Origin of the sequence: Paenibacillus glucanolyticus, assembly GCF_037333485.1 — a bacterium.
GTDB classification, from domain to species: Bacteria; Bacillota; Bacilli; order Paenibacillales; family Paenibacillaceae; genus Paenibacillus_AQ; species Paenibacillus_AQ glucanolyticus.
In genome coordinates, this window is record NZ_CP147845.1 from 1537076 (window position 1) to 1563008 (window position 25933).

Consider the following 25933-nt stretch of genomic DNA (forward strand, 5'->3'; position numbering starts at 1 on the left):
AATCTTTACTTAAACCAAGAAGGGTATGCTGCTGATGCAGTATACCCTTATCGGAATTTATAGGGGAGATGGTAACCTGTGTATAAAGTGCTGCTGGCAGACGATGAAATACTGGACCTAGAGGGCATGAAGAGCTTTATTCCATGGGAGAATCTCGGAATGAAAGTGATAGACTCGGTCAATAATGGCTTCGCCGCCTATGAGGTTCTCGAGAGGGAGAAGATCGACATCCTCGTTACCGATGTCCGCATGCCCAATATGACTGGGCTGGAGCTTGCACAGCGGGCGCTGAAATTGCAGGAGGAACTTCGGATTATCTTCGTAAGCGGTTACCAGGACTTTGGTTACGTGAAGCAGGCTATCGCTTTGAACGCGTGCAGTTATGTTTTGAAGCCGATGGAAGATCAGGAACTGATCGATGCCCTGACAAAAGTGAAACTTGAGCTCGATCGCCTTCATGAACGCAAGGAGACGGAGCAGGCCTATCAGCAGATGATCCCTATCCTCAAAAATCAATACTTGCTGCAAATTCTTCAGAAGCCTTACGATGGCGCGATACTGGATATCATCAAGCGGGAGTACCGTTTTACAGAGCTTCATTGGCCGGTGTGCGTCATTTTGCTGGAACTTGATAATGTAAGTACATGGCGCAACAGCTCGCTCGATTCCGAGGAAAAGCTTAGTGTTGTGGAGAACTACTTTGCAAGATTACATAAACTTCTCGACGCGAACGGCTTTGAGCATATATGCAAGGTGAACGATCAGCGGACAGCCGTGCTGCTTAGCGGTGGCCGAGGCAAAGCGGAGATTCAGTCCCTTCTGGAAGAATTGAAGCAAGAATGCGCCTATACCATGACTGTAGGGGAAGGTAAGGCCGTCCACAAGCTGGAGGATCTCCATACATCCTATCAGGAGGCTTTAGCTGCCCTGGACTATAAGATGTTTCGGGGCAAAGGCAGATGGATTCTGTACAGCGAGGTGCCTACCGAAGATCGTGAAGATGTAAAAAGTCTCGATATCCGCTTCGATGCATTGTTTACAGCCATGACAGAGTATGATATTGTTCGTATCTATGATGAATTGGAAGCGATTCAATTACTTGCTTCCAATATACGTTCCAAGTTCACGATACGCAATTTAGCTGTGTATATCATGGTAAAGCTGGAAGGTCATCTTCAGACGATTAATGAAGAATTGTACCGAATGGCAGGCTTGGAGCTCAAGAATTTTGATATTTTGCTGCACTTTGAAACGATGGATGATATTTTCTCATGGCTGCGCATGAAGGCAATGGAAATATCGGAAATGCTCAAAAACCGAAAATCAACCAAGAATGGACGCTTGGTCGAAGAGATTATTGAGAATATTCAGGCGCGCATGCATGAGAACATTACACTGCGAGATATGGCAAACCGTTTTTCTTTCTCACCGAATTATCTCGGGGTACTCTTCAAAGAAGAAACCGGGCATAACTTCAGCGATTATGTGATTAAACTCCGCATGGAGCGTGCGAGAGACCTGCTCAAGACAACTAAGCTGAAAATATACGAAATTGCGTCACAGACCGGGTATCAATATTTACCTTATTTCAGTCGGCAGTTTAAGGAAATGTACGGAATGACACCCTTGGAATACCGGCGCAAGCACTCTTAACTTGCAAAATACAGATTAGATGTGGGGTCATGCATGTTATGGCGGGGAAATTCGAACGAATACGGGTCAAGATACCATTCGGTTACAAGTTGATGATTTCGTACTGTGTGTTCATCATTATACCGGTATTGCTTGTGGGTCAAATCGCGAATCAAGTCTTCGTTAAGTCAACTCGTGAGCAGACGTACAACAACATCCAGGGAACACTTCATCAAATGAGCGAGAATATTTCTTACAAGATGGAAGATATGATTCGAATATCAGACATGCTGTATTTCGATACGACCTTTAACAGCCGGCTGCGATATACAGAAAGCGCCTGGGTAAGCTACGATACAACGATCAATGTGCTCATTCCGAAGCTGGAGACAGCGGTGAGCACAGCGAACCGGAGGATTTGGCTGTCGATCTATCTGCGCAATGACGATCTTAGGGAGATCTATGACAGTTACGCGTATTCGGATCCGCTCGACTCGAACAAACGTCTATTCGATATTTATCAATATGAGCGGCTTGAGAACAGGACCTGGTATAAATTATATCCCAAGGAAGAGAATTACGGAGTAACACTCCAGTGGAAACAGATCGAGGATGATGCGAGTAACGGCCGTATCTCATTGCTGCGGAGACTGGTCGATATCAGTACGACCATTAAACCGCAGGAGATCGGATTCATGCGGATTAATGTCAGCATGACAGATTTGTTCGAAAGCATGGATTACAACAAGATCGGCGATGGCACAGCGTTGTATTTATCGGATTCCCAAGGACGCGTGGTCCTGTCATCGGGCGGCAAGCAGACCAACGTCTTTAGAGAGAAGGAGCTCCGTAAGAACGGGGATTTGCTTATCCGCAAGCCGATTCCTCAGCTGGGCTGGGATCTCATTGCCGTGGTTCCTGCCCAAATTGTGGAGAAAGATACCGTAAAGATACGTAATCTAACCTATCTGATCTGTCTCATTTGCATTGGTATCTTTTTTGTTGTCAGCATCGTGGTCTCAAGATATTTCAGTCGAAGGGTGTCCAAAATCGTATCGGTGCTTGATTCATTTCAGGAAGGTGAATTCCATAAACGGGTGTCTTTTAAAGGAAATGATGAGTTCACCCACATCTCCTCTGCTTTGAACGATATGGGTAGCAATATCGGTAAACTGATCAATGAGGTGTATCTCGCCGATCTGCAGAAAAAAGAAGCGGAGCTGGAGTCGCTTCATGCGCAGATTAATCCGCATTTCCTATACAATACGCTATCTTCCATCAGCCGCTTGGCACGGTTCGGGATGCTGGATAAACTTCAGCGCATGGTGATGGATTTGGCGAAGTTTTACCGTCTGTCGCTGAATGATGGCCGTAATATCATCTCGGTGAAGAATGAATTGGAACAGGCTCAGGCGTATGTTGATATTCAAAAGATCAAATACGATGAGCGGATGCAGGTTACCTATGATTATGCGCCTGAGGTGGTACGGTATGAAACGGTGAAATTGATACTGCAGCCGTTTATCGAGAATGTGCTGGAGCATGCATGGACCGGGGAGTATATTCATATCCGAATTACGGCCACAGTGCTGGAAGTGGAAGATGTGCTGGAATTCAAAATCATTGATAACGGCGTGGGCTTCCCTCCCGGCAGAGTTCTTGATAATACAGCTGGTCAGGATCTGACCAATGCCGGATACGGCATTCGGAATGTAGACCAACGGATCAAGCTTCACTACGGTAATGAATATGGGGTCACTTTGTTCAGCCGTGCTGGTATCGGAACAACCGTAAGAATTGTCATACCGCTGGTTAAGCGAAAAGTGGCAGAAGGACGTAATAAAACGTTATTGTAAACGGAAAGACCAGATCTCCCGATCATGAAGGCTTGAAGAATGGGCTTGACGACGGGAGATTTTTTCTGTATATTTACTTTATCATTTAAAAGCATAAAAGCTTAAAAGCGAACAAGCGCGAAAGTGAGCATTAACTCATTCACAAACAGGAATATATTCAGAAAGAAGGTTATATAATGATCGTTATCACTTCAAATCAAATATTAGAGGAACAAGTACAGCATATCGTAGGGGAAATTGAGAAGGAAGGACTGCAGGCTCATGTATCCCGAGGAGCGGATCGGACGGTAATCGGTCTTATCGGCAGTGTGAATCCGAAACTTGCGGAGCATCTTCGTCAAATGAAAGGTGTAGAGAACGTAGTCAAGATCTCCAAGTCCTACAAGCTGGCGAGCCGTGATTTCCATCCGGATGATACCGTTATCGATATTAAGGGCACCAGGATTGGCGGCGGCAACCTGGTTGTCATGGGGGGACCGTGCGCAGTGGAATCTGCGCAGCAGATTGACGAGATTGCACAGCTGGTCAAGGCAGCAGGTGGGCAAGTGCTCAGAGGAGGCGCATTTAAGCCTCGTACGGGTCCATACAGCTTCCAGGGTGTTGGCGTCGAGGGTTTGATCATGATGGCTGAAGCGGGCCAAAAACATGGCCTGCTGACGATAACAGAGGTTATGACCCCCGAATACGTTGATATTTGCGCCGAGTATGCCGATATTCTTCAAGTAGGTACCCGAAATATGCAGAATTTTGATCTGCTTCGCAAACTGGGCACCTGCGGTAAGCCGGTTTTGCTCAAGAGAGGCTTTAGCGCCACCTATGATGAGTTACTGAATGCAGCGGAATATATTCTTGCCGGCGGCAATCCGAATGTTATGCTCTGTGAACGCGGAATCCGAACATTCGAAACGTATACCCGAAATACATTGGATTTATCTGCCATCCCGGTTCTGCAAGGGTTGAGCCATCTTCCGGTGATCTCGGACCCAAGTCACGGAACGGGCCGGCGCGAGCTCGTAGAACCGATGTCCAAGGCTTCTGTAGCGGCTGGAGCAGACGGTCTTATCATTGAGATGCATACGGATCCTGACAATTCCATGACGGGAGATGGCGTTCAATCGCTGTTCCCGGATCAATTCGCCGCGCTGCTGAAAGACTTGGAGCAACTGGCTCCATTGGTAGGTAAAAGCTTTGCCACTTCAAAAGCACCTGCCTCTGAATTTGTGCGCGTATAATAATCGATATAGGTGAATTTGATAGACTTAAGTATATCGTTCGCTATATGAGTATAGCTGGGCCAGTCCCTTATTTATAGTAGTAGACACTTGCAGCAAGCTCGCAGGTGTCTTTTTGCTTCGTTTACATTAACTGGTTTTCAATGTCAGTATATATAACATCATTTTTAAAAATACCTTACATAGGTATTGACGTCAGGTTATCTCCCGGCATATAATGACGAAAAGAAATCGAAAGATTATGAACATTGTTAAGCTGTTTTAGTCTTAATGTTCGGAAATTGGGAGGAAGAGACATGTCGGTAGAGAAAGTATTGCAAACCATTAAAGAGAACAATATTGAGTGGGTCGATTTTCGTTTTGTGGACTTGTCGGGACGGGCGCATCACATTACCTTGCCGGCTTCAGAGGTAGATGAAGAAACATTCGTGAACGGGGTAGCGTTTGATGGATCTTCTATTCCAGGATTCCGCGGCATTGAAGAATCAGATATGGTAATGATGCCAGATCCGGAATCTTGCTATATCGATCCATTTACAGCACATCCTACACTTAACATTATGAGCAACATCTTTACACCGGAGGGCGATGCTTACGAGCGTGATCCACGCGGTATCGCAGCTCGCGCTGAGCAATATCTTCAAGAGGCGGGAATCGGTACAGCAGCATTCTTCGCACCTGAATCCGAGTTTTTCCTGTTCGATGATGTTCGCTACGAAAGCTCCATGAACAGCTCCAGCTACTTTGTAGACTCCGAGGAAGCAAACTGGAATACCAACCGCAAGGAAGAAGGCGGCAACCTTGGTTTCAAAGTTGGCGTTAAGGGCGGATACGTTCCAGTGGCACCTATTGATACACAGCAGGACATTCGCAGCGAAATGTGCCGTTTGCTTGAGGAGGCAGGACTGCGGGTTGAGCGTCATCACCATGAGGTAGCAACGGCAGGGCAGGCTGAAATCAACTTCCGTTTTGACACATTAAAGAAAACAGCTGACAATTTGTTGATCTATAAATACATCGTGCATAACACGGCTCGCCAATATGGCAAAACGGCTACATTCATGCCGAAGCCACTGTTCGGAGATAACGGAAGCGGCATGCACGTTCACCAATCCATTTTCGATGGCGATACCCCTTTGTTCTACGAAAAAGGAGCTTATGCTAACCTGAGCGAAACGGCTATCCACTACATCGGCGGTATTCTGTACCATGCACCGGCATTGATTGCTTTGACAAATCCGAGCACAAACTCCTTCAAACGTCTGGTTCCAGGCTATGAAGCACCGGTTAACCTCGTGTACTCCAAAGGCAATCGTTCCGCAGCAGTTCGGATTCCGGTTGCAGCTGTAACACCTAAAGGCTGCCGCATTGAGTTCCGTACACCGGACTCCACGGCGAATCCTTACCTTGCATTCTCGGCCATGCTGATGGCTGGCCTGGATGGCATCAAGCGCAAAATCGATCCGACGGCACTGGGCTACGGACCATTCGATAAGAACATATACGAACTGTCTGATGCTGAGAAGAGAGAAATCCGCAGCGTACCAGGTTCCCTGGATGAGGCTTTGGATGCTCTTCAAGCAGACAGCGAATTCTTGACTGAGGGCGGCGTGTTTACGCAGGAATTCCTCGATAACTTCATTGAGCTCAAGCGCTCTGAAGCTAAAGCGGTTAACATCCGTGTTCATCCGCATGAGTACTCCCTGTACTACGACCTCTAATACTCATATTAAAAAAAGCTTAGGGCCTGTGGCTCTAAGCTTTTTTTAGTATGTAGATGGATGGAAAGTAGATAGTGCTGTCCAAGCGAGCAGAAGGGCGGCCTTCCGGGTGAGGAAGGTGAGGAAGGTGAGGAAGACCGTCGGTCCAATTGGACAAGCAATCAGAAGTAACCGAAGTGATGTGTCTTGCTCCCGCAAGATTCGCGTACGATAAGCTCAGGCTCAACAACAAACGAGCTGACCGGTGATTGCTTATTGATCAGGTCGTAGAGCATAAGTGCGGCCAATCGGCCGATCTTGTCTTTGTTTTGACGAATGGTCGTTAACTTGGGTGTAGTATATTTACATGCTTCAATATCGTCACAGCCAATGATCGAAACATTGTCTGGCACATTCAGGCCTTGCTCCTGAAGCGCCTGGATGGCCCCAATGGCAATCTGATCGGAGGCTGCAAAGATGGCACGGGGCAGCGATCCTGCCTGGATCAACCGTGTCATGGCCTTATATCCGCTTGCTTCGTAAAAGTCATCCCCGTTCAGAAACCACTCCGTACGGGCAGGAAGCCCGAAGCTCTCCATAGCGTTGCGATAACCGGCCTCACGCATGTTGGAGATTTCAGATTCCTTGCTGCCCCCAATGAATCCTAAGTCTCTGAAGCCTTGGAGGTAGAAATGTTCAACGACCTTCGAGGACATTTTATAGTTGTCCGACATAATGTGCCCCGACATTTCGCCGATCAGCTCAATGTCGACCCCAATACACGGAATGTCGCTCTCATCAAGCTCCTTAATGGAGGGCTCGATTTCTTCCCCGGATATAATGACACAGCCGTCCACCTGATAATGACGACATCTTCCGAGATAGTCGGCATCATCACCCTGGAATTTTTCATTCGAAAAAAACAGAAGGTCGTAACCGAGGACACCCATTTGTTTCTTGAACGAATTCAGAACCTCAACGAAAAAAGGATGGGTAAAATCCACATTCAATTTCCCGGCAAAAATAACGCCTATTAAATTGGATTTTTTCGTGGCTAATGTTTTCGCGGAGTTGGAGGGGGTATATCCGGTTTCTTTCATGATTTCCAGCACACGAGCTTTGGTCTCCTCGGATACATCACTATAGTTGTTAATAATCTTGGAGACGGTGGAAACGGATACCCCCGCCATTTTAGCGATTGTCTTAATATTCAACCCCATACTAAACGCCCCTTATTTGTTTATCAAGTCACCCCGAAATTTTCGCGGATTTTCGTTATAATTGTTAAAAAAACCTAAATATCAGCATGAAAAATGCCGCTTTTTACTTGTTTTTACGTTTAAGATGATTCGTTCGAAACTTTTTATAATTCTCTATTCGAAACTGTTTCGTAAAAATAGTGTATCCGCTTTAGTACTTTAAGTCAATGGAAGGAAGCGGCTATATAGCTGGATTCTCAAGGGGAAATAACGGAATGATAACGAGACGAAAAATTGTATTGAATGAGGTTAAAAAAAGCTTTGACAAACAAAATGTTATGAGTAATAATAGGCCTTACGAAACCGCTTTCGGTATAATTCGCTGAATTACGAAATGGATTACTGAAATTTTCGTAGCATCAAGACTATACTGGACGAAAAGAAGCGGAATAATGAATCCGGTTTCATAAATGAATTGCAAATTAATTTCAGGGGGTAAAGAAATGATTAAGAAATTATCAGCAGTACTTCTGGCGGGTGCTTTGACTTTCTCGCTAACGGCTTGCGGAGGAAGCAGTGATTCGGCCGATAAAGAAACACCGGCTAAAGGCGATAAGAAGGTCATCAAAATTTTACACTGGAAACAGGATAACATCAATAAAGCAGTTGAAGAGATCAACAAGAAATTTGAAGAGAAGTACCCTGAGTATAAGGTGGAATATACCACTACAGGACCGGATGATGAATTTAAGCAGGCGCAGAGAGCGAGAATCACGGCAAACGATGTGGACGTTCTGGCTGATTTGTCCGGGATGAGACTTTCTCCGCAGGAATGGACGCCAGGTGCTAAGGTGCCCGATTGGCAGCAGTGGATTGATACAGGACTGATCGCAGATTTATCGGACCAAGCCTTCATTAAGAATTATAATGCTAACGATATCGAAAAAGCCGGAACTTATAACGATAAAGTCTATGCAGTTCCAACAGGCAAGGTAGCCATGTCCGGCCTTTTCTATAATAAAGAGATTTTCGAGCAAAATGGTCTGAGCGTTCCAAAAACGTGGTCGGAGTTCATTATGCTGAATGATGATCTGAAAGCCAAAGGCATTACCCCGATTGTTGTTGCAGGTAAAGACGTATGGCCTTTGAAACTCCCTGTATTCGCTCTGCAAGCCAAAATTCTGGGCGGCGGAGATCAACAGAAATGGATTGAGGGTGTTTGGAAAGGCGAGACGGCTTATAACGATGAAGAGGCAGTCGAAGTATTGGAAAGAATGAAGACGCTTCAAGACAATTACATGATTGACGGATTCATGGGGATTGATTATGCAACAGCGCCTTCTTATTTTGCAACAGGCAAAGCGGCGATGCTGGCTGATGGATCCTGGGATGCTCCAACCATTGCAGCTGCAAACCCAGAGCTGAAGTTCGGATACTTCCCGCTTCCTGCAACAGAAAATGCGGCGAAGAATGCATCCTTTGTCGGCAAGTATGATGTAACCTGGTATGCTGCCGAGAAAGGACCGAACAAAGAGGGAGCATTGAAATGGCTTGAGTTCTTCTCCGAACCGGAGAACTACACGACATTTGTAAAGGCTGCCGGTTTCATTCCAACACAGGATAACATTCAAACCGAAAGCGATTTTATCGACAACGAACTTACTCCGTATCTGGGGGACTTTGAATTGGCGTACGAAATCATGATGATCAACCGTCAGAATATCGGCGAGCATTTAGCTGCTGAGGGTGTTCATACTGAATTCCTGGCTCCGGGCGGTCTTTACAAAACAGCGAAGGAATTGGCTGACATTCAGCAAAAAGAATGGGAAGCCGCAGCTCCTAAATAAAGATTTCTTCTACTATAAAGAGACCTATATAGAATGAACCATACTGTAATCGGGGTCTGTGCAACAGGCCCCGACATTTATTGAATCGGGATTTGCGAGGTGAGAGAGATGTATCCATTTGGAAAAGGGTTTAATCGCTTCATACCATTATTGCTGCTGCTGATACCCATGGCATTATACATTGTTTTTTATTTTGGACCTTCGATATTGACGGTCATTTACTCCTTTACCGACGTTAAAAACCTCCCCGGCAGCACCTATCAATTTGTCGGGCTTGATAATTACAAGGATTTATTCTTCTCGGGAAATTCAGGCGAACGCTGGCGCTCCATTATAAATACCCTGATCTTCATGTTCGTTGTTACGATTGTACAAAATGGAGTTGCTCTATTTATTGCCGTAATCATCAATCAACGCCTTAAAGGAGATTATTTCTATCGCGCGGTGTTTTTCTTGCCGGTTGTACTAGGCGTAGCTGTGGTTGCCCTAATATGGGGGATGATGTTTGATCCGTTAAACGGACCGGTCAACCGCCTCTACGATGTTCTTTTCGGATATCAGGATATGTTCTTCGGAAGTTTCACCCATGCGTTCGGCTATATTATATTCGTACAGATTTGGATGTACATGGGATACTCCATGTTGATCTTTCTGGCAGGACTGCAGTCGGTTCCAAAAGATTTATATGAGGCAGGTCATATTGACGGCACTAGCAAATGGCAATCCTTCCGTCATATTACCTTCCCTCTCATCGCACCGTCTTTCACGGTGAATATGCTGCTGTCTATTATTGGGGCTATGTCGACGTTTGATATCATTTTGGCAACAACAGACGGTCGATTTAATACCAGAACGATGGCATATGACGTGTACAAGGAAACATTCCGCGGCAGCTTGGAAATGGGTCTTCCTTCTGCGCTTTCCGTGATACAGTTCTTGATTATTCTCCTCTTTGTTGTTGTTGCCGTCAGACAAACGCGTAAGAGAGAGGTGGAATATTGATGCAGAATTCCAAAACAACTCAAATTCTTTCTTACGGCGTTGTATTTCTGCTTCTGATTCTGTATGTCGTGCCGCTTCTGCTGGTGTTCAACATTTCGCTTAAATCCTTTAATGAATATTTGCTCAATCCCATTGGGATCGTCCAGAACATTGAATGGGGCAACTACACGCAAGCATGGTCTGAGGGCAATTTTGCCGGTTATTTCACCAACAGTCTGATTTACACGGTGGCGGCAACGGGACTTACCATCATTGTTTCGTTGTTTGCCGCTTTTCCGGTTGCGCGCGGATATGTCATGTGGAGCGGATTCATTTATATGTTCTTCTTGCTGTCCCAGTTTCTTCCGAACCCGATGGTAGCCCAATATAAATTAATGCTGTCCTTTAAAGAGAGTGTTTCATTTTTCGGTTACGATACCAAGCTCGGTTATATTTTACTGAAAACGACGGGCACAGGCGTTGTATTCATGATGTTTGTGGGCTATATCAAATCGATCAGCAGAGATCTGGATGAAGCCGCAGGTATGGACGGTTCCGGATATATTCGTTACTTGTTCCAAATTATTCTGCCCCTTATGAAACCTGTGATAGCAACAGGTGTCATTCTGACCGCGATTGGGGTGTGGAATGACTTTGTAGGTCCGATCATGTATCTTCCAAGTCCGGCTAATTATCCGATCACGTTTGGCCTAAAAGAGTTCAGAGGGCAGTACGGGAATAACTGGCCGCTGCTTGCATGCGGAATAACGATCGTGGCTGCACCATTGATCATTCTGTACACGTTCATACAGAAATACCTTGTGGATGGCGCTCTTGCAGGAGCGGTTAAATCCTAATGGCATAAAGGGGAAGAGAACGATATGAAATCGACAGGATGGAAGTTTCAGGGGAACCAGGGCGTGTTTTCATTGAACATGCCTGAACATAACAGCTATTTATATTTTCCGTTAGTTAATGAAGCCGGCATGATGTCAGCCATAACGCCGAATCTTCATGGAGAAATCACAAGCAGTCATAATACTTTTTTGATGTCACCCGTATCGGTAGAGGATCTGCATAATTCTAAATCTGCACGTAATTTCTGGGTGTATATCGATGGATACGGGGCATGGTCCGCAACTGGCAATTCCGCCAGGCAGAATGCAAACCGATTCATGCAGCAGGAGGAAGAGAGCGAATTAGAAGCTGGGTTTCTATGGCATAAGCTGAAGCGGATTAACCGGGAAACGGGACTGCAAGCGGAAGTGACGAGTTTCGTTCCTGTAACGGATGACAAAATTGAATTGATGAAAGTGAAACTGACAAACACAAGCGATCAGCCGCTGAAGCTGACGCCTACCGCAGCCATCCCGCTGTACGGACGCTCGGCAGATGATCTGCGGGATCATCGTCATGTGACTTCACTGCTGCATCGGATCTTTGTTCATCGTAAGGGGATCGAGGTGCAGCCTGTTCTGTCGTTTGACGAGCGCGGTCACCGTATCAATCAGGTGTGCTACAGCGTGCTGGGTGCAGAGGCAGATGGTGCGGAACCAGCCGGTTATGATCCGGTACTCGAGGAATTTATCGGGGAAGGCGGCGCACTGGATTGGCCCGAGGCTGTAGTTGCCAACAAGAAAGCGGGTGCAGCGGCTGGTGATACGCTGGAGGGCTACGAAGCGATTGGGGCTCTCCGGTTTCATGAGCTTCAATTGCTGCCAGGCCAATCCAGAGCTTATGTGATCGCAATGGTCATTTCAGAGGATCGCATAGAATCCGGCAGGCTGGACGAAACGTATTTATCGGAGAAGAGTTTTGATGATCTGCTTAAGCAGAACGAAAACTATTGGAATGACAAGCTGGCAACCGTGTCCTTTCATACTGGAGATCAACAGCAGGATATGTGGATGAAATGGGTAACGCTGCAGCCTATATTGCGCCGTTTATACGGGAACTCCTTCCTCCCCTATCATGACTATGGCCGTGGAGGCCGCGGATGGCGTGACCTGTGGCAGGATTGCCTTGCACTGATGATTATGGAGCCATCTGAGGTTCGATACCTTCTGCTCAATAATTACGCAGGTGTGCGAATGGACGGAAGCAATGCAACAATTATCGGAACCAAGCCGGGTGAGTTTATCGCGGACCGGAACAATATTCCTCGCGTATGGATGGATCATGGTGCCTGGCCGTTAATGACCACCCTGCTTTATATCAATCAGAGCGGGGATCTGGATTTCCTGAAGCAGCCTCAAACGTATTTCCGTGATGTGTTTGTGAAACGGTGTCAGGAGAAGGACAGCCACTGGTTGCCGGAGAATGGGAATAAGCTCTTAACCGTGAATGGCAGGGTATATGAGGGAACGATACTTGAGCATATTTTGCTGCAGAATCTGGTTCCGTTCTTTAATGTAGGCGAGCACAATAACATCAAGCTGGAGGGAGCAGACTGGAATGATGGTCTGGACCTAGCGCCAGGCAGAGGCGAGAGTGTAGCATTTACTGCGTTTTATGCGAGCAACTTGATGCAGCTTGCTGATGTATTGCTGGCATGGCAGGAGAACCACGGTGTCGAATTCATTGAAATTGCAGAGGAAATGGCTGTTTTGCTCGATTCGTTAACGACTCCCGCTTCCTATGAGGATGTTAAAGGGAAACTCGAACTGCTGGATAGGTATTACGAATCAGTAAAAGTCTCTGTGACCGGAAACAAACTGAAATTAAGTTTAGCGGATGTTGTACAGGATTTGAAACTGAAAGCGGAATGGATCATCCAGCATTTGCGCCGCAACGAATGGATCACAAACGAAGAAGGGTATGCGTGGTTCAACGGATATTACAATAATGATGGAGAACGCGTGGAAGGCGATTTTCCCCATGGTGTGCGCATCACGCTTACAGGTCAGGTCTTTGCTGTCATGGGCGGAATTGCTGACGATGATCAGGTAAGCCGGATTACGAAGGCTGTGGATCGTTATCTGAAAGACCCTAACATCGGTTACCGTCTCAACTCGAATTTTGGCGAGATTCAACAAAATCTTGGACGTGCGTTCGGATTTGCGTTCGGGCATAAAGAGAATGGCGCCATGTTTAGCCATATGAGTGTCATGTATGCGAATGCTCTGTATAAAAGAGGTTTTGTCCAAGAAGGATATGAGGTGCTGCAGTCGATTTATGATCTGAGCAATGACTTTGATCGCAGTCGCATGTATCCTGGTATTCCTGAATACATCAATGAGAAGGGAAGAGGCATGTATCCCTATCTCACCGGATCAGCAAGCTGGCTTCTGCTTACGATGCTGACCGAGGTGTTTGGCGTGAAAGGTAATCTGGGACATCTCCGCTTGGAACCGAAATTACGTTCCTCTCAATTTGGAGCTGATGGCAACGCAGTTGTAGATACAAGGTTTGCTGATCAACAGCTTCAGATTGTATACAGCAATCCAAGCGGATTGGATTATGGAAGTTATGGGATTCAATCCATTACACTGAACGGCGAGAAGGTTCAGCTGCGCAGTATCACCCGAGGGGCAGCAGAAGTGGATCGTTATACGTTGTCTGCGTTATCCATGAATGAATCTCATATCATTCTTGTCGAGCTCGCCTAACATAAGAACATGCAAATTGACGGAAGCCCTGGCAGACAAGTGACCGGGGCTTCTTCATCATGAATGGAGAGGGAGCGATTAGCATGAGCCATCTATTAACGAACGGACAACTAGCCGTAGATATAGCGGATATTGATAGTTACCAAGGCACACGTTTTGATCGGACCGGATTCATTACACAGGTCAGGCTCGTGGGGAGCGGTCATACGTTCTGTGTTCATGAGTATGCAGAGGGATTTAACCCTGCCGGCGGATCAGGATTATGCAATGAATTTGGTCTTCACGACGGAATGGGGTACTCGGAAACTAGGGTAGGCGAGTGGTTTCCTAAACTAGGGGTGGGCCTTCTTAAGCGGGTTAATGAAGACGGTTATAACTTTCAGTATACGTATCCGCTGGAACCTTTCGATGTGGATATCACGGCGGACGATTTAAACATCACGTATGTGGTTCATGCAAGGAACACAAAGGGATATGCAGCCAGGCTGGTTAAGAAGATCTCCATCCAAGGTACCTCGTTGACCATGGATTATGAGCTCTGCAACGAAGGTAGCCGAAGGATTGATACGGAGGAATATATCCATAATTTCATAGGTATAAACGATCAGGACGCAGGACCAGAATACAAGCTGCGGCTGCCTGTACCTGTCCGATTTACGGAGGTTGAATCTGACTATACCTCCGGCTTGCTGTCTGTCCAGGGTTGCGAGGTGAACTGGAACGCCAAGCCGAGCAAGCCCTTTTATGGAAAGCTGGAAGGTTTCAACGGCAGTGACCATTCTTATTCATGGGAGCTCACGCATAAAGCCAGCAGGGCGGGAGTAAGGGAGAGCAGTGATTTTCCAGTCGCTTACATGGCGCTATGGGGTACTGGCCACGTGATTTCTCCCGAGGTGTTTATTCGTCTGAGTCTGGCTCCGGGAGAACAGAAATGCTGGAGAAGGCAGTTCCAATTCTTCAGTTGGTAAACAAAAGGGTGTCCCTTTTGGGTCTTCGCAGGTTGGAACTGTAGGATTTATCCGTTTTTGATGGAGAATAAAAAATTGTATAAAATGCACTTGATGGACCTTCGCTTTGTTGCTATGATTAGCTTTAAATCTATAAAGCGATAAAGGGAACAAGGAGAAAGGGTGGAGAGTCTTTTGAGCAAGAGAGCATACAATTTTAATGCAGGGCCTGCTGCGCTGCCGCTTGAAGTGTTGGAGCGCGCTCAGGCTGAATTCGTCAATTACGGGGATACGGGCATGTCGATCATGGAAATGTCGCATCGCGGTGCCGTCTATGAAGCAGTTCATAATGAAGCGCAGGAACGCCTGCTGTCCCTGCTGGGAAATCCGTCCGGGTACAAGGTGTTATTCATTCAGGGTGGTGCCAGCACGCAATTTGCGATGATTCCGATGAACTTTTTGGGACAAGGCCAGGTTGCAAATTATGTGATGACAGGCAGCTGGGCCGAGAAGGCGATTAAGGAAGCCAGGCTGATTGGCGAAACCCATGTTGCCGCCTCATCGGAAGCGAGCAAATACATGGCTTTGCCTGAGCTTCAAGATATCAAGCTATCCGATCATGCAGCTTATCTTCATCTGACTTCCAATGAAACCATTGAAGGCACACAGTTTAAGGAATTCCCGGATACCGGATCCGTACCGCTGATCTGCGATATGTCGAGTGATATCCTGAGCCGTCCTTTTGATCTAAGCCAATTTGCCATGGTATATGCCGGTGCGCAGAAGAACCTTGGACCATCCGGCGTGGCCGTTGTGATTGTCAGAGAGGATATGATTACAGATTCTCCTAAACATCTGCCAAGTATGCTCCGTTATGATACTTATTTGAAAAACAATTCGCTCTACAATACGCCGCCGTCCTTTGGCATATATATGATTAATGAGGTTCTCAAATGGATTCAGGAGAAGGGTGGGCTTGAAGGCGTTCAGGAGCTGAACCGGAAGAAAGCCGCACTCATCTATGATGCCATCGATAGCAGCGGCGGTTTCTATCGCGGCTGCGTGAACGCAGAAGTGCGTTCGGATATGAATATTACGTTCCGTCTGGGCACGGAAGAGCTGGAGAAGGAATTTGTTAAGGCTTCGGAGCAAGAAGGCTTTGTCGGTCTAAAAGGCCATCGCAGCGTCGGCGGTTTGCGCGCTTCGGTGTATAATGCCCTTCCGTACGAGAGCGCTCAGGCGCTTGTACAATTTATGCAGCAGTTCCAGAACAGCCGCAGCTAATACATCATCGAAGATGAACAGAAATAACCTTCCGCCCATCAGCGGAAGGTTATTTCTGGATACCCCGGGAATTCGGGATGGAATCGGTTATAATAGAAGAAAACAGAAGAAAAGGTGGACTTTATCAACATGGCATTACACATCGTACTAGTCGAACCGGAAATCCCCGCCAATACGGGCAATATCGCCAGAACCTGTGCCGCAACAGGCACTCATCTGCATCTGGTCCGTCCGCTCGGCTTTAATACAGATGATAAAACATTGAAGCGGGCAGGGCTTGATTACTGGTATGCCGTACATATTGAATACCACGATTCCTTTGAGGAATTAAAGGCACTGTATCCGGACGGACGTTATTTCTATGCCACGACGAAGGCAACCAAGCGTTACATGGATATCGAGTATCAGGATGGCGATTTTCTGGTTTTTGGCAAAGAGACCAAGGGTCTGCCTCCAGAGCTGCTTGCTGCAAATAGCGAGCATTGCATACGGATGCCGATGACAGATAAGGTCCGCTCGCTGAATTTGTCCAATTCGGCTGCGATTATGGTATACGAGGCATTACGCCAGCTGGATTTCCCGGGTATGGATTAAAAGCTGCAAAACTTCGAGTTTTTAGGGAAAAATCATCCAGTATACCTATTTGATATTGAAAAAAACTAAGAAATTCTTAATATCCAGCAGGATTCGACAACTTTTTATCGAACTATTATACTAGGCCCTTATTATCAGTTCTGTAATTGTGGTGTCAGAAATCACTTGTTGAAAATGAAAGAGGTGTACAATCGTTATGAAACCTGCTGGTGTTGTTCGTAAGGTCGATCAGCTGGGAAGAATCGTTCTGCCTAAGTCTCTGCGGAAGAGATATCAAATGAACGAGGGGGATCCCGTAGAAATTCTTGTACAGGGGGACCATATTATATTAGAGCGCTATCGTCCGAAGTGTGTCTTCTGTGGTTCTATGGATGGTGTAAGCGAGTTTAAAGAGCGCTACATCTGCTCGCAATGCATGTCCGAAATGCAACAGCTTCCGAAACATGCCTAGTTGCCTAATATGAATTACCTTTTGAGCATCGCTAAAGAGCGGTGCCTTTTTTGTTTCGCAATAAAATAAAAACTCCCCCGTATTTCGGGGGAGTTTATGCCTTACAGGCCTTTGGTTTTATCATCATTGTATGACGAGGTCCAAATGCCGACCATGTAAAGGGCAAACACGAGCATGACGATCCAAAAGGTTAATGAGAAAGACATCCTTGCCACCTCCTGCTAAGCTATTCTTATTATAACCACCTTGGGCGAAAAAATAAATGAGAATATGAAGCCGATTCCATTACTCGAAAAATAGGAAGTGTGTTGGCACGGGCCGCAGACTTCCGTCTGATGGCTTGTTCACGACACGACCGTTCAGGACAAGGGAGGCCGAGCCGCCGCCATCCAGATTATAAGCGTCGATGACGCCCAATTTTTTCAGCTTGTTTTGCAGTTCCTGCAGTGTAGCGCCGGATTTACCCTTCTCATCGTATCCTTCGGTTACGAGAATGAGCAGCTGATCATCCTTGTAATTGCCGATGACCGTGCGAGGTGCCCGTCGAGGGGCCGTTCGCCACTTCTCGGGAATGGTGGTTTTGTAGCCGTTTTGGAGCAGCACGGGCACAAAGGTAGCACCGAATACCGGATCCAGGCGATCAAGATCGCTCTGATTGTAGAATTTTCCACCGATCAGCTTGCCGGATTTGCTCATGCCGACAAAGGAAAGATCCTTAAAGCTCGGTTGAAATCCTGAAACGTACTTGCCCTTATAAAAGGTTGTGCTTAGCGGATGCCTGCCCCCGTTGCCATCCGCGTATCCGCCGGCATTAATGCCGGCAACCGCGCCATGCCGACTTACCGCACGCATGGTCGTTTCGACGGACCCGGGTCTGCCGCTTTCACTGCCCAGTGACATACTCATGGCGGAAGGGTCCTTCAGCTTGACCTTCATCGCGTAACCGTGATAGGTACCCGGATTGATCTTATATAACTCGATTCGAATCCGGTCGCTGTTAACCGTCTCGATCGGGACCCCCAGTTTGCTTGTGATCCGGCGGTTATAGATTTGCTCCGGGCGTGCAGCCTGGGATTCCGCGGTTCGCAGAATCGTTCCTACCGAGGCTGTCGTCTGCTGATAGAGCTTGGCTGTTTTTTCAATAGAAGATATCGTTTGCTCCGCAGTGACGGACGCTTGATCCAATTCTTGCATGATGACGGCGGACTGTTCCGATATGCTGCTGGAAGGTATGTACTCAGCGGTTTCGTGTGATAGGTGCGGCGGCTTGGTTATCAACCACATACACAGCAGCAATCCGATAAAAGGAGCGATGGCTAGCATAAACGTTCGGTTGAGCTGCTTGGGACGAATATATCTCAGCCTGGTCACTTGAGCAGCTCCATCTTGCGTTCCAGCTCCTTCAGCTGTTTCTCTACCTGGCTTAACTGACTATACAGCTTATTGCTGTTGTCCGTCTTGCCGCTAGCCTGATCCTTGGTAAAGGTCAGCAGTTCATTAAAGGACTGAACCTTGCTCTGCATCTCATCCATTTCCTGAACCAGCTCATTAAATCTTTGGTCATACTCCGCTTTGAACGATGCCATCTCCTTGCGCGTATCCTGCTGCAACTGCACAACGACCTGCTCTTTTAAATGATTGCTATATAGGTAGGCTGCGGTCGTCCCCAGCCCGATCAGAACAATCCAAAATACCCAGAACCATTTGGTAGAAGGCCCTTTTTGATGCACTTCCTCACGGGATTTATAGGGGGCATTGTTTTCCGGCTCTAACATTGGCATATCATCACCCCTCAAAAACTATCATTTTTTCCAGATATCATTCTATCATGTCAGGATTACTTTCGCAAAGACGAACAAAAAGCGCGCGTTTTTTATGAAAAATAGATTGCCTAGAAAGTTAGAGTGGGATACAATCTGTATAGATTTGATTATCAAATAGGATACATATAAGACATTCGCCATACATATCGTCAAAGGCCCTGCGTCTATAGGATTAATTAACCTTTTTTCTATACGGATAACAGGATGGAATTGTATCAATCCATAGCCGCAAACAACGAGAAATCGCATGCCGGGTATGTAAGGAAATGACGGCGCTTACTTAATAGAGATGATAGAGATTCAAGTTCGTTGAAACAGGAGGTCTATTAGAAAATGAATCAGGTTTGGCGGGTAGTTATAGTTGGCAGTCAACCTACAAGCATGCTGGGAACAAAATTGATTTTGGAAGAGCAGCAGGATCTGCTCGTTGAGGGAATGACATCCTCAGATTCAGAAGGGCTTCGATTGGTCGGGGATTTGCTTCCTGACTTGGTTCTATTGGATTATCACCTGCAGGAGCACACGTCTGAAGCCGTGCTGGAGCAGATGAAGCAGCTGTCTCCGAGGACCCATGTTGTCATCATGACCGATAACGATGGTCTTCCCTTGCTGCAATCCTTGATCAGCCGCGGCGCAAGCGGGCTGTTATCCAAACAGGCATCCACCTTTCAGCTTATACATATGATTACCGGCCTGCGGGAAGGTGTTGCATCACTGCCGCTCGAGTGGGTAAGGCAAGGAATATGGCCGCTAACGGCCTCTGCCATGAATGAAGGTGGACTTCAGCTCTCCGAGACGGAGGCCTTTATTATGGAACGGATTGTCCAAGGCATCACCTACGATAAAATTGCCATGGAAATTCAAGTAAGCCGCCGCTCCATTGATAATTACCTCCGCAAAATATACGTGAAGCTTGGGGTCTCCACCCGTGCGCAAGCGATCGAAAAGTACGCACTGTATACCCGCCAAGGCAGGCAAATATATGCGTGATGTGGTTCATAAGGTATAATATATAAACATCAGGAATACCTTTTAGAGGTTGTTAAGAGGCTCCTGAATACAAAACCGAGGTTTTGATAACGGTTAGAGGAGGGACTTCCATGCAGTATTCCTTTGCTTCCCGTGCACAGACCCTTTTGTCATCCCCGCTGCGCGATATCAGGGAACTTGCGAAGCGGGATTCTTTTATTTCCTTGGCAGAAGAGCTTCCGGCCGAAGAGTTATTCCCTCTGCATTCTCTGGCAGAGGCAGCGACATCGGTCCTGTCTGAGGATCCGCTAGCGCTGCAGTATGGTGAGGCGGAAGGATACGGGCCGCTCCGCGAATGGCTGAGCCAGGATTTTTCCCGGCGAAAGGGGCTTAGCGTTCAGCCCCAGCATATTTTACTGACAACCGGTACGCAGCAGGCCATTGACTTGCTGGTCAGGGTGTATGTGGACCCGGGTGACCCGGTGCTGGTCGAGAATCCAACCTCGCCTGGACTGCTTCAGGTGCTGCGTCTACAGGGCGCCCTCATTGTGCCTGTTGAGGGAGATCAGAACGGGATGCTGCCAGAGCATCTCGAAGCGATGATCCGGCAGCACAAGCCGAAGCTGCTGATGGCTGCGCCCAATTTTACCAATCCGACAGGCGTGATGTGGAGTTTGGAGCGGCGCAAGCAGGTGCTGGAGCTGTGTGTTCAGCATGGGCTTCTCATTGTGGAGGATGATTCTTACGGCGATCTTTATTTTGCGGATGCCAAGAATCAGGGGACAAGAATTCCTTCAATATTCTCACTGGAGGAACCCCAGGGTAAGCATGTTCTGTATGTTGGCTCCTTCAGCAAAACGGTTGCACCGGCACTTCGTACAGGATGGGCCGCCGGAAATCGGCGCGTCATTGAGATGATGACGGCGGTGAAGCAAATGGCCGATTGGCAATCCAGTATGCTGAATCAGCGGATGCTGCACAATCTGCTGGAATCCAAGCATTTTCAGCTGGAGGATCACATCGGCATGCTGAACCGGGAGTACGCAACGAGGCTTAAACTGATGGTAGAGCTGCTGAAGCGCAGCGCATGGAAGGATTCGACGTATGCGGTACCTTCCGGCGGGATGTTTCTCTGGGTGCAGCTGCCACCTGGCTTGAATGGCGATGCGCTGCTGAGAGCTTCTTTACTCAAAGGTGCGGCTTTCCTGCCAGGCTCGATGTGTTCCGCCGAAGATCATACCCGTGAATGCATCCGGCTGAATTTTACGCATCCGGGCCGGGATGAGCTGCTGCTGGGCATGAATCTGATCAGCGAAGCGGTGCTGGAATTTACTGCCCGTAATTAGACATGGAAGGCTGCTTCTTTAAGTATCGTTAATAACATAGGGTAGGCTGCTGATTGGACCTGTTATCAGGTCTGGAGTAGAATCAGCAGCCTTTTTTTGCATCACGGGATTTGCCGGTTTTCGGGCTGATGAATGTACATTTTATGATTTTAACACGGTGGCGTAGTCTGCCAGGGCTTGGATACCGGCAGGCGTCAGCACGTAGCGTCCGCGGCTCACCCGGCGGAACCAGCCATAATAATTGCGCTGCAGGATATCAGCAGCCGATCCTACGCCGCTTCGATCCCGCACAGCCGCGGGGGAAATGCCGGGCAGCGCAGCGGCTGCACGCCCTGCTTGAAGCCCGTGCTCCTGCTCCTGCAGTTCATGCAAGCTGCGCTGCTCCGCTTCCGCGGAATTCATGGCTGCAGCTACACGCAGCGTTTTCTCGCGATATGCGGTAACCAGCTTGGCTCTTGTTATGCCGCCCGTGTTGTAATCACCGCTGCGCTCCCGAAACTCATACAACAGGCGCTCCTTCCGTCTGATGGCCGTTCGGCCCGTCTGTACGGCCATCTCCGGCTCACAGAGCACTTCCACAAAAGGCGCTTTGGTTTTGTAGAAGGTTACCGTGATAAGTCCCAGACCCAGGCGCCCGCATAACCCTGACAGCTCGTTCCAGCGCTGATTGACCGCTCCTTTTTTCGCACGGCTCTTCTCGACCGCCAGATAAACGTACGGAGTCAGCTTCAGTCTCTCGATGCCCTGGAGCAGCAGCGCAAGATTAAATGTTTTTTTTAACTCCACAATAAGCGGCTCCTCGAGGCCTTCCTTCATACCGACAAGATCACAATGGCGAACCTCACCTTTTACTTCATATCCATTCATTTCAAAAAAGGCTTTTAAGGGAGCGTACAGCTCGGCTTCATGCTTTATCGCCATGGTTACTCTCCTTTTGATCCGAAACATGTTTGATGTCACGTTAATGTAATTTCAGTATAGCATGGGGACTGCTTTCATGCGTATCCGGGTGTAGACTGCTCGGAGAGTTCATCAAAAAAGCACTTGCTTGACTTCGAAAATAAGGTCAACTATTCCAAGTAAGCCGCATAGGTATGTAATACACTTTTTTCGAAAATGGAATGTTTTCTAATGACGCTGTGGAATGGAAGCCAATCCCCATAAACAGACTCATAGGAGGTAGCGATATGGATATTTTCGAACGCATAGCATCGTATCGGGCTGAAGGCGACCGTTTGGCGTGGAGCGGCACATTCAGGGAATACATCGAATTGCTGAAGAAGGACCCCTCTCCAGCCATGACGGCACATGCCCGTGTATATGACATGATCGAATCCTACGGTTTTGAGGAGATCGGGGGCCAGAAAAAATATAAGTTTTTTGAACAGGAAATTTTCGGTCTCGACCGTGCGGTTGAGAAACTCGTAGAGGAATATTTCCATTCCGCGGCCCGCAGGCTCGATGTACGCAAACGCATACTGCTGCTTATGGGGCCGGTCAGCGGCGGTAAATCGACCTTGGTTACGCTGCTGAAGAGGGGCCTGGAGAAGCATTCCCGTACCGACCGGGGAGCGGTGTATGCGATCTCCGGCTGCCCGATGCAGGAGGAACCGCTTCATTTGATTCCTCTTGAGCTCAGACCGGAAATCGAGAAGGAGCTTGGCGTTCGAATTGAGGGGAATTTGTGCCCGGCCTGCCAGTTGAGACTCAAAACCGAATACGGCGGAGATATCGAGCAGGTTGAAGTCCAGCGGGTGCTCATCTCCGAGGAGAGCAGAGTCGGCATCGGGACATTCAGCCCTTCCGACCCTAAATCCCAGGACATTGCGGACTTAACCGGCAGCATCGATTTTTCCACCATTACGGAATATGGCTCAGAATCCGATCCTCGCGCGTACCGTTTTGACGGCGAGTTGAACAAGGCAAACCGCGGTCTGATGGAATTTCAGGAGATGCTGAAATGCGATGAGAAGTTTCTGTGGAATTTATTGTCCCTGACCCAGGAAGGAAACTTTAAAGCAGGCCGGTTTGCGCTGATCAGCGCGGATGAGCTGATTGTGGCCCATACCAACGAATCCGAGTACAAAGCGTTTATAGCAAACAAGAAAAATGAGGCGCTGCAGTCCCGGATGATTGTGATGCCGATTCCCTATAATCTGAGAGTCAGTGATGAGGAGAAAATCTACTCAAAGCTGATTGGCCAAAGTGATATGAAGCATATCCATGTGGCGCCGCATGCCCTTCGTTCAGCCGCCATATTCTCCGTATTGACGCGCCTGAAGGAAACGAAGAAGCAGGGCATGGACTTGATCAAAAAAATGCGCATGTACGACGGTGTGGAAGTAGAGGGCTATAAAGAAGCGGATTTAAAAGAGATGCAGAATGAATACCTGGAAGAGGGGATGTCCGGTATTGACCCGCGTTATGTCATCAACCGGATATCAAGTGCTCTTATTAAGCAAGATCTTCAGTGCATTAACGCGCTGGATATGCTGCGGGCGATCAAGGACGGTCTGGATCAGCATGCTTCCATCACGAAGGACGAACGGGAGCGTTATCTGAACTTCATCGCCGCCGCACGTAAGGAATATGATGACTTGGCCAAGAAGGAGGTGCAGAAGGCTTTTGTGTATTCCTTCGAAGAGTCCGCCAAGACGCTGTTTGAGAATTATCTGGATAATATCGAGGCGTTCTGCAACTGGACGAAAATCCGCGATCCGCTGACCGATGAGGAGATGGATCCGGATGAAAGACTGATGCGCTCGATCGAGGAGCAGATCGGAGTCTCGGAAAATGCGAAGAAGGCTTTCCGGGAAGAGATTATGATTCGCATCTCAGCCTACTCGCGCAAGGGCAAAAAATTCGAGTACCACAATCATGAGCGCCTGCGCGAAGCGATTGAGAAGAAGCTGTTCACCGATCTCAAGGATATCGTCAAGATTACAACCTCGACCAAAACACCGGATGCCGTGCAGTTGAAACGGATCAACGAGGTCAGCTCCAGATTGATTGAGGAGCATGGATATTGCCCGGTATGTGCCAACGAGCTGCTGCGCTATGTGGGCAGTCTGTTGAACCGGTAATGTCGAAGCTGTATGTTGAAGTTGTAATCTAGAACAAAGTGATTAACGTGAGAGACTACTCTATGGATTCGGGGTGGTTTCTCACGGTTTATAAAGGAGTTATCCTGGTTATGATTGGTGCAAACCTGCGTGTAATTAGGACTTTAGGATTATGTCCAGGTGGTAAATATAGGCTATAATGGACCCTAAGTACTTGAACCTGTGATATGGATCACGCTATTTAGGAGTGGATTTTTCGAAATGATTGATGTTTCCCCAAAAAGACGTCAACAGCTGGAGTTTATCGGATTGGATGAGCACGGGTTGGCGCTGTTAGCCAACCATCGTGATGTGTTTGAGAAGGTCGTGGAAGAGGTCGTTAACCGGTTTTACGCGCAGATCGGCACACAGCCGCAGCTGATGCAGATTATTGATCGTACCTCGACCATGGAGCGGCTGAAGGAGACCCAGCGGGTGTATTGGCTGTCACTCGCAGCTGGCAGAGTGGATGAGTCTTACATTTCCGACCGAATCAAGATCGGACAGGTTCATTCCAGAATTGGCCTGACAACGGACTATTATCTCGGAAGCTACATGGTGTATCTTGATATTGCAGCCGATTTGCTGAAACAAATCGTGCCGGATCAGTGGACTCAAGTGGTGCATGCGCTTAGCAAAATGTTTAATTTGGATTCCCAGCTCGTACTGGAAGCTTACGAAATGAAAGAGAAAGAGAAGATTAACCGATTGGTCACGGATCAGCAAAAAATGTTGGAAGCGATTACAGAAGCAGTCCAGGAATTGACCGCCATGATTGTGGAGCTGGATCAAAGTGCAGCGCTTATGGCCGACAATGCCATGAAGACAGCAGAAGCGCAGGATAAAGCGCATACACTAACTTCGGAGCTTGGCAATGAAATCCTGCACATCGAACAGATGGGGAGTTTGATCCGGGAAATTTCGGATCAGAGCCACTTGCTCGGCCTGAATGCCGCGATTGAAGCAGCTCATGCTGGCGAGTTAGGCCGAGGTTTCGAAGTTGTTGCTGGCGAAGTGCGAAAGCTTGCCACCCATTCCAAGAAGGCGATGGACGAAATTCAGGACAAGGTCAGCGGCATCATCCGCAAGCTGGGGCTCGTTGAACAGGAATCGGAGAAAACGTCAATTAATGCCCGCAATCAGGCGGCAAGCTCGCAGGAACTGGCTGCCTTCGTGAAGATGATGGAGAAGCTGGCTGATGATTTGGAATCGCTTCAACATGAGTATGATGTTCAGAAGCATGATACCCATGTCGAAACCTTGAAGCAAGCTGAGAAGGTGACCGTCTAGGTCAAACAGCCTACGCATGGATCGTTGAATATCGGTAAACAAAGCACCCGCGATGAGGGATTCACTCACTCGC

General features: G+C 47.7%; 20 protein-coding genes. 16 read left to right on the forward strand and 4 right to left on the reverse strand.

What is annotated here, in order from left to right; all coding sequences use genetic code 11:
• Nucleotides 1–78 precede the first annotated feature (78 nt).
• The 4 genes from WDY75_RS07455 (at nt 79) to glnA (ending at nt 6441) form a co-directional block, all read left to right on the forward strand.
• On the forward strand, nt 79–1653 hold the full coding sequence (locus tag WDY75_RS07455; protein ID WP_006212189.1) for a helix-turn-helix domain-containing protein: 1575 nt from the start codon (nt 79–81) through the stop codon (nt 1651–1653).
• A 38-nt stretch (nt 1654–1691) separates the two neighbouring features.
• Nucleotides 1692–3488, forward strand: a complete 1797-nt coding sequence (locus WDY75_RS07460) for a sensor histidine kinase (protein ID WP_006212188.1) — start codon at nt 1692–1694, stop codon at nt 3486–3488.
• 176 nt (nt 3489–3664) lie between these two features.
• Nucleotides 3665–4720: a 3-deoxy-7-phosphoheptulonate synthase gene (gene aroF / locus WDY75_RS07465; protein ID WP_036639642.1), complete on the forward strand. Its 1056-nt coding sequence runs from the start codon at nt 3665–3667 to the stop codon at nt 4718–4720.
• Nucleotides 4721–5016: 296 nt separating this feature from the next.
• Nucleotides 5017–6441 carry a type I glutamate--ammonia ligase gene (gene glnA, locus WDY75_RS07470; protein WP_006212186.1) on the forward strand — a complete coding sequence of 475 codons (1425 nt, stop codon included), beginning with the start codon at nt 5017–5019 and terminating at the stop codon, nt 6439–6441.
• A 161-nt stretch (nt 6442–6602) separates the two neighbouring features.
• On the opposite strand, the gene WDY75_RS07475 is transcribed toward glnA, so the two are convergent.
• Nucleotides 6603–7640 carry a LacI family DNA-binding transcriptional regulator gene (locus WDY75_RS07475; RefSeq protein WP_172963910.1) on the reverse strand — a complete coding sequence of 346 codons (1038 nt, stop codon included), beginning with the start codon at nt 7638–7640 and terminating at the stop codon, nt 6603–6605.
• 482 nt (nt 7641–8122) lie between these two features.
• Between WDY75_RS07475 and WDY75_RS07480 the strand changes: the two genes are divergently transcribed.
• The 8 genes from WDY75_RS07480 to WDY75_RS07515 all read left to right on the forward strand — a co-directional run bounded on the left by WDY75_RS07480 (nt 8123) and on the right by WDY75_RS07515 (nt 17331).
• Nucleotides 8123–9466, forward strand: a complete 1344-nt coding sequence (locus tag WDY75_RS07480; RefSeq protein ID WP_063480418.1) for an ABC transporter substrate-binding protein — start codon at nt 8123–8125, stop codon at nt 9464–9466.
• 108 nt (nt 9467–9574) lie between these two features.
• Entirely contained in the window at nt 9575–10468 is an 894-nt protein-coding gene (locus WDY75_RS07485) for a carbohydrate ABC transporter permease (RefSeq protein ID WP_006212185.1), read from the forward strand.
• Complete coding sequence (locus WDY75_RS07490; RefSeq protein ID WP_006212184.1) at nt 10468–11304, forward strand: carbohydrate ABC transporter permease; 837 nt, start codon at nt 10468–10470, stop codon at nt 11302–11304. Before WDY75_RS07485 ends, WDY75_RS07490 begins: the two co-directional genes overlap by 1 nt.
• 24 nt (nt 11305–11328) lie before the next feature.
• Nucleotides 11329–14055 carry a GH36-type glycosyl hydrolase domain-containing protein gene (locus WDY75_RS07495; RefSeq protein ID WP_063480417.1) on the forward strand — a complete coding sequence of 909 codons (2727 nt, stop codon included), beginning with the start codon at nt 11329–11331 and terminating at the stop codon, nt 14053–14055.
• 83 nt (nt 14056–14138) lie between these two features.
• Nucleotides 14139–15023, forward strand: a complete 885-nt coding sequence (locus tag WDY75_RS07500; RefSeq protein WP_063480416.1) for a hypothetical protein — start codon at nt 14139–14141, stop codon at nt 15021–15023.
• A gap of 174 nt (nt 15024–15197) precedes the next feature.
• Complete coding sequence (gene serC / locus WDY75_RS07505) at nt 15198–16286, forward strand: 3-phosphoserine/phosphohydroxythreonine transaminase (protein WP_036639632.1); 1089 nt, start codon at nt 15198–15200, stop codon at nt 16284–16286.
• Between the two features lie 129 nt (nt 16287–16415).
• Complete coding sequence (gene trmL / locus WDY75_RS07510; protein ID WP_036639629.1) at nt 16416–16880, forward strand: tRNA (uridine(34)/cytosine(34)/5-carboxymethylaminomethyluridine(34)-2'-O)-methyltransferase TrmL; 465 nt, start codon at nt 16416–16418, stop codon at nt 16878–16880.
• 196 nt (nt 16881–17076) lie between these two features.
• A complete protein-coding gene (locus WDY75_RS07515) occupies nt 17077–17331 on the forward strand; it encodes an AbrB/MazE/SpoVT family DNA-binding domain-containing protein (RefSeq protein WP_009595823.1) in 255 nt (84 codons plus the stop codon).
• Between the two features lie 285 nt (nt 17332–17616).
• Here WDY75_RS07515 and WDY75_RS07520 read toward each other — a convergent pair whose 3' ends face one another.
• Together WDY75_RS07520 and WDY75_RS07525 are read right to left on the reverse strand one after the other, a co-directional pair.
• Complete coding sequence (locus WDY75_RS07520) at nt 17617–18702, reverse strand: phosphodiester glycosidase family protein (RefSeq protein ID WP_063480415.1); 1086 nt, start codon at nt 18700–18702, stop codon at nt 17617–17619.
• Nucleotides 18699–19106, reverse strand: coding sequence for a hypothetical protein (locus tag WDY75_RS07525; protein ID WP_036639662.1), 408 nt, complete (start codon nt 19104–19106; stop codon nt 18699–18701). Before WDY75_RS07525 ends, WDY75_RS07520 begins: the two co-directional genes overlap by 4 nt.
• A 381-nt stretch (nt 19107–19487) precedes the next feature.
• On the opposite strand from WDY75_RS07525, the gene WDY75_RS07530 reads away from it, so the two are divergent.
• Together WDY75_RS07530 and WDY75_RS07535 are read left to right on the forward strand one after the other, a co-directional pair.
• Nucleotides 19488–20144 carry a helix-turn-helix transcriptional regulator gene (locus tag WDY75_RS07530; RefSeq protein WP_006212175.1) on the forward strand — a complete coding sequence of 219 codons (657 nt, stop codon included), beginning with the start codon at nt 19488–19490 and terminating at the stop codon, nt 20142–20144.
• 110 nt (nt 20145–20254) lie between these two features.
• A complete protein-coding gene (locus WDY75_RS07535; protein WP_036639622.1) occupies nt 20255–21469 on the forward strand; it encodes a PLP-dependent aminotransferase family protein in 1215 nt (404 codons plus the stop codon).
• A 141-nt stretch (nt 21470–21610) separates the two neighbouring features.
• On the opposite strand, the gene WDY75_RS07540 is transcribed toward WDY75_RS07535, so the two are convergent.
• Nucleotides 21611–22390 carry a DUF2161 family putative PD-(D/E)XK-type phosphodiesterase gene (locus WDY75_RS07540; protein ID WP_036639619.1) on the reverse strand — a complete coding sequence of 260 codons (780 nt, stop codon included), beginning with the start codon at nt 22388–22390 and terminating at the stop codon, nt 21611–21613.
• A gap of 266 nt (nt 22391–22656) precedes the next feature.
• Here WDY75_RS07540 and WDY75_RS07545 point away from each other — a divergent pair, with 266 nt between their 5' ends.
• Together WDY75_RS07545 and WDY75_RS07550 are read left to right on the forward strand one after the other, a co-directional pair.
• Nucleotides 22657–24552, forward strand: coding sequence for a PrkA family serine protein kinase (locus tag WDY75_RS07545; RefSeq protein WP_036639617.1), 1896 nt, complete (start codon nt 22657–22659; stop codon nt 24550–24552).
• Between the two features lie 240 nt (nt 24553–24792).
• Entirely contained in the window at nt 24793–25860 is a 1068-nt protein-coding gene (locus WDY75_RS07550; RefSeq protein WP_036639614.1) for a globin-coupled sensor protein, read from the forward strand.
• Nucleotides 25861–25933 lie beyond the last annotated feature (73 nt).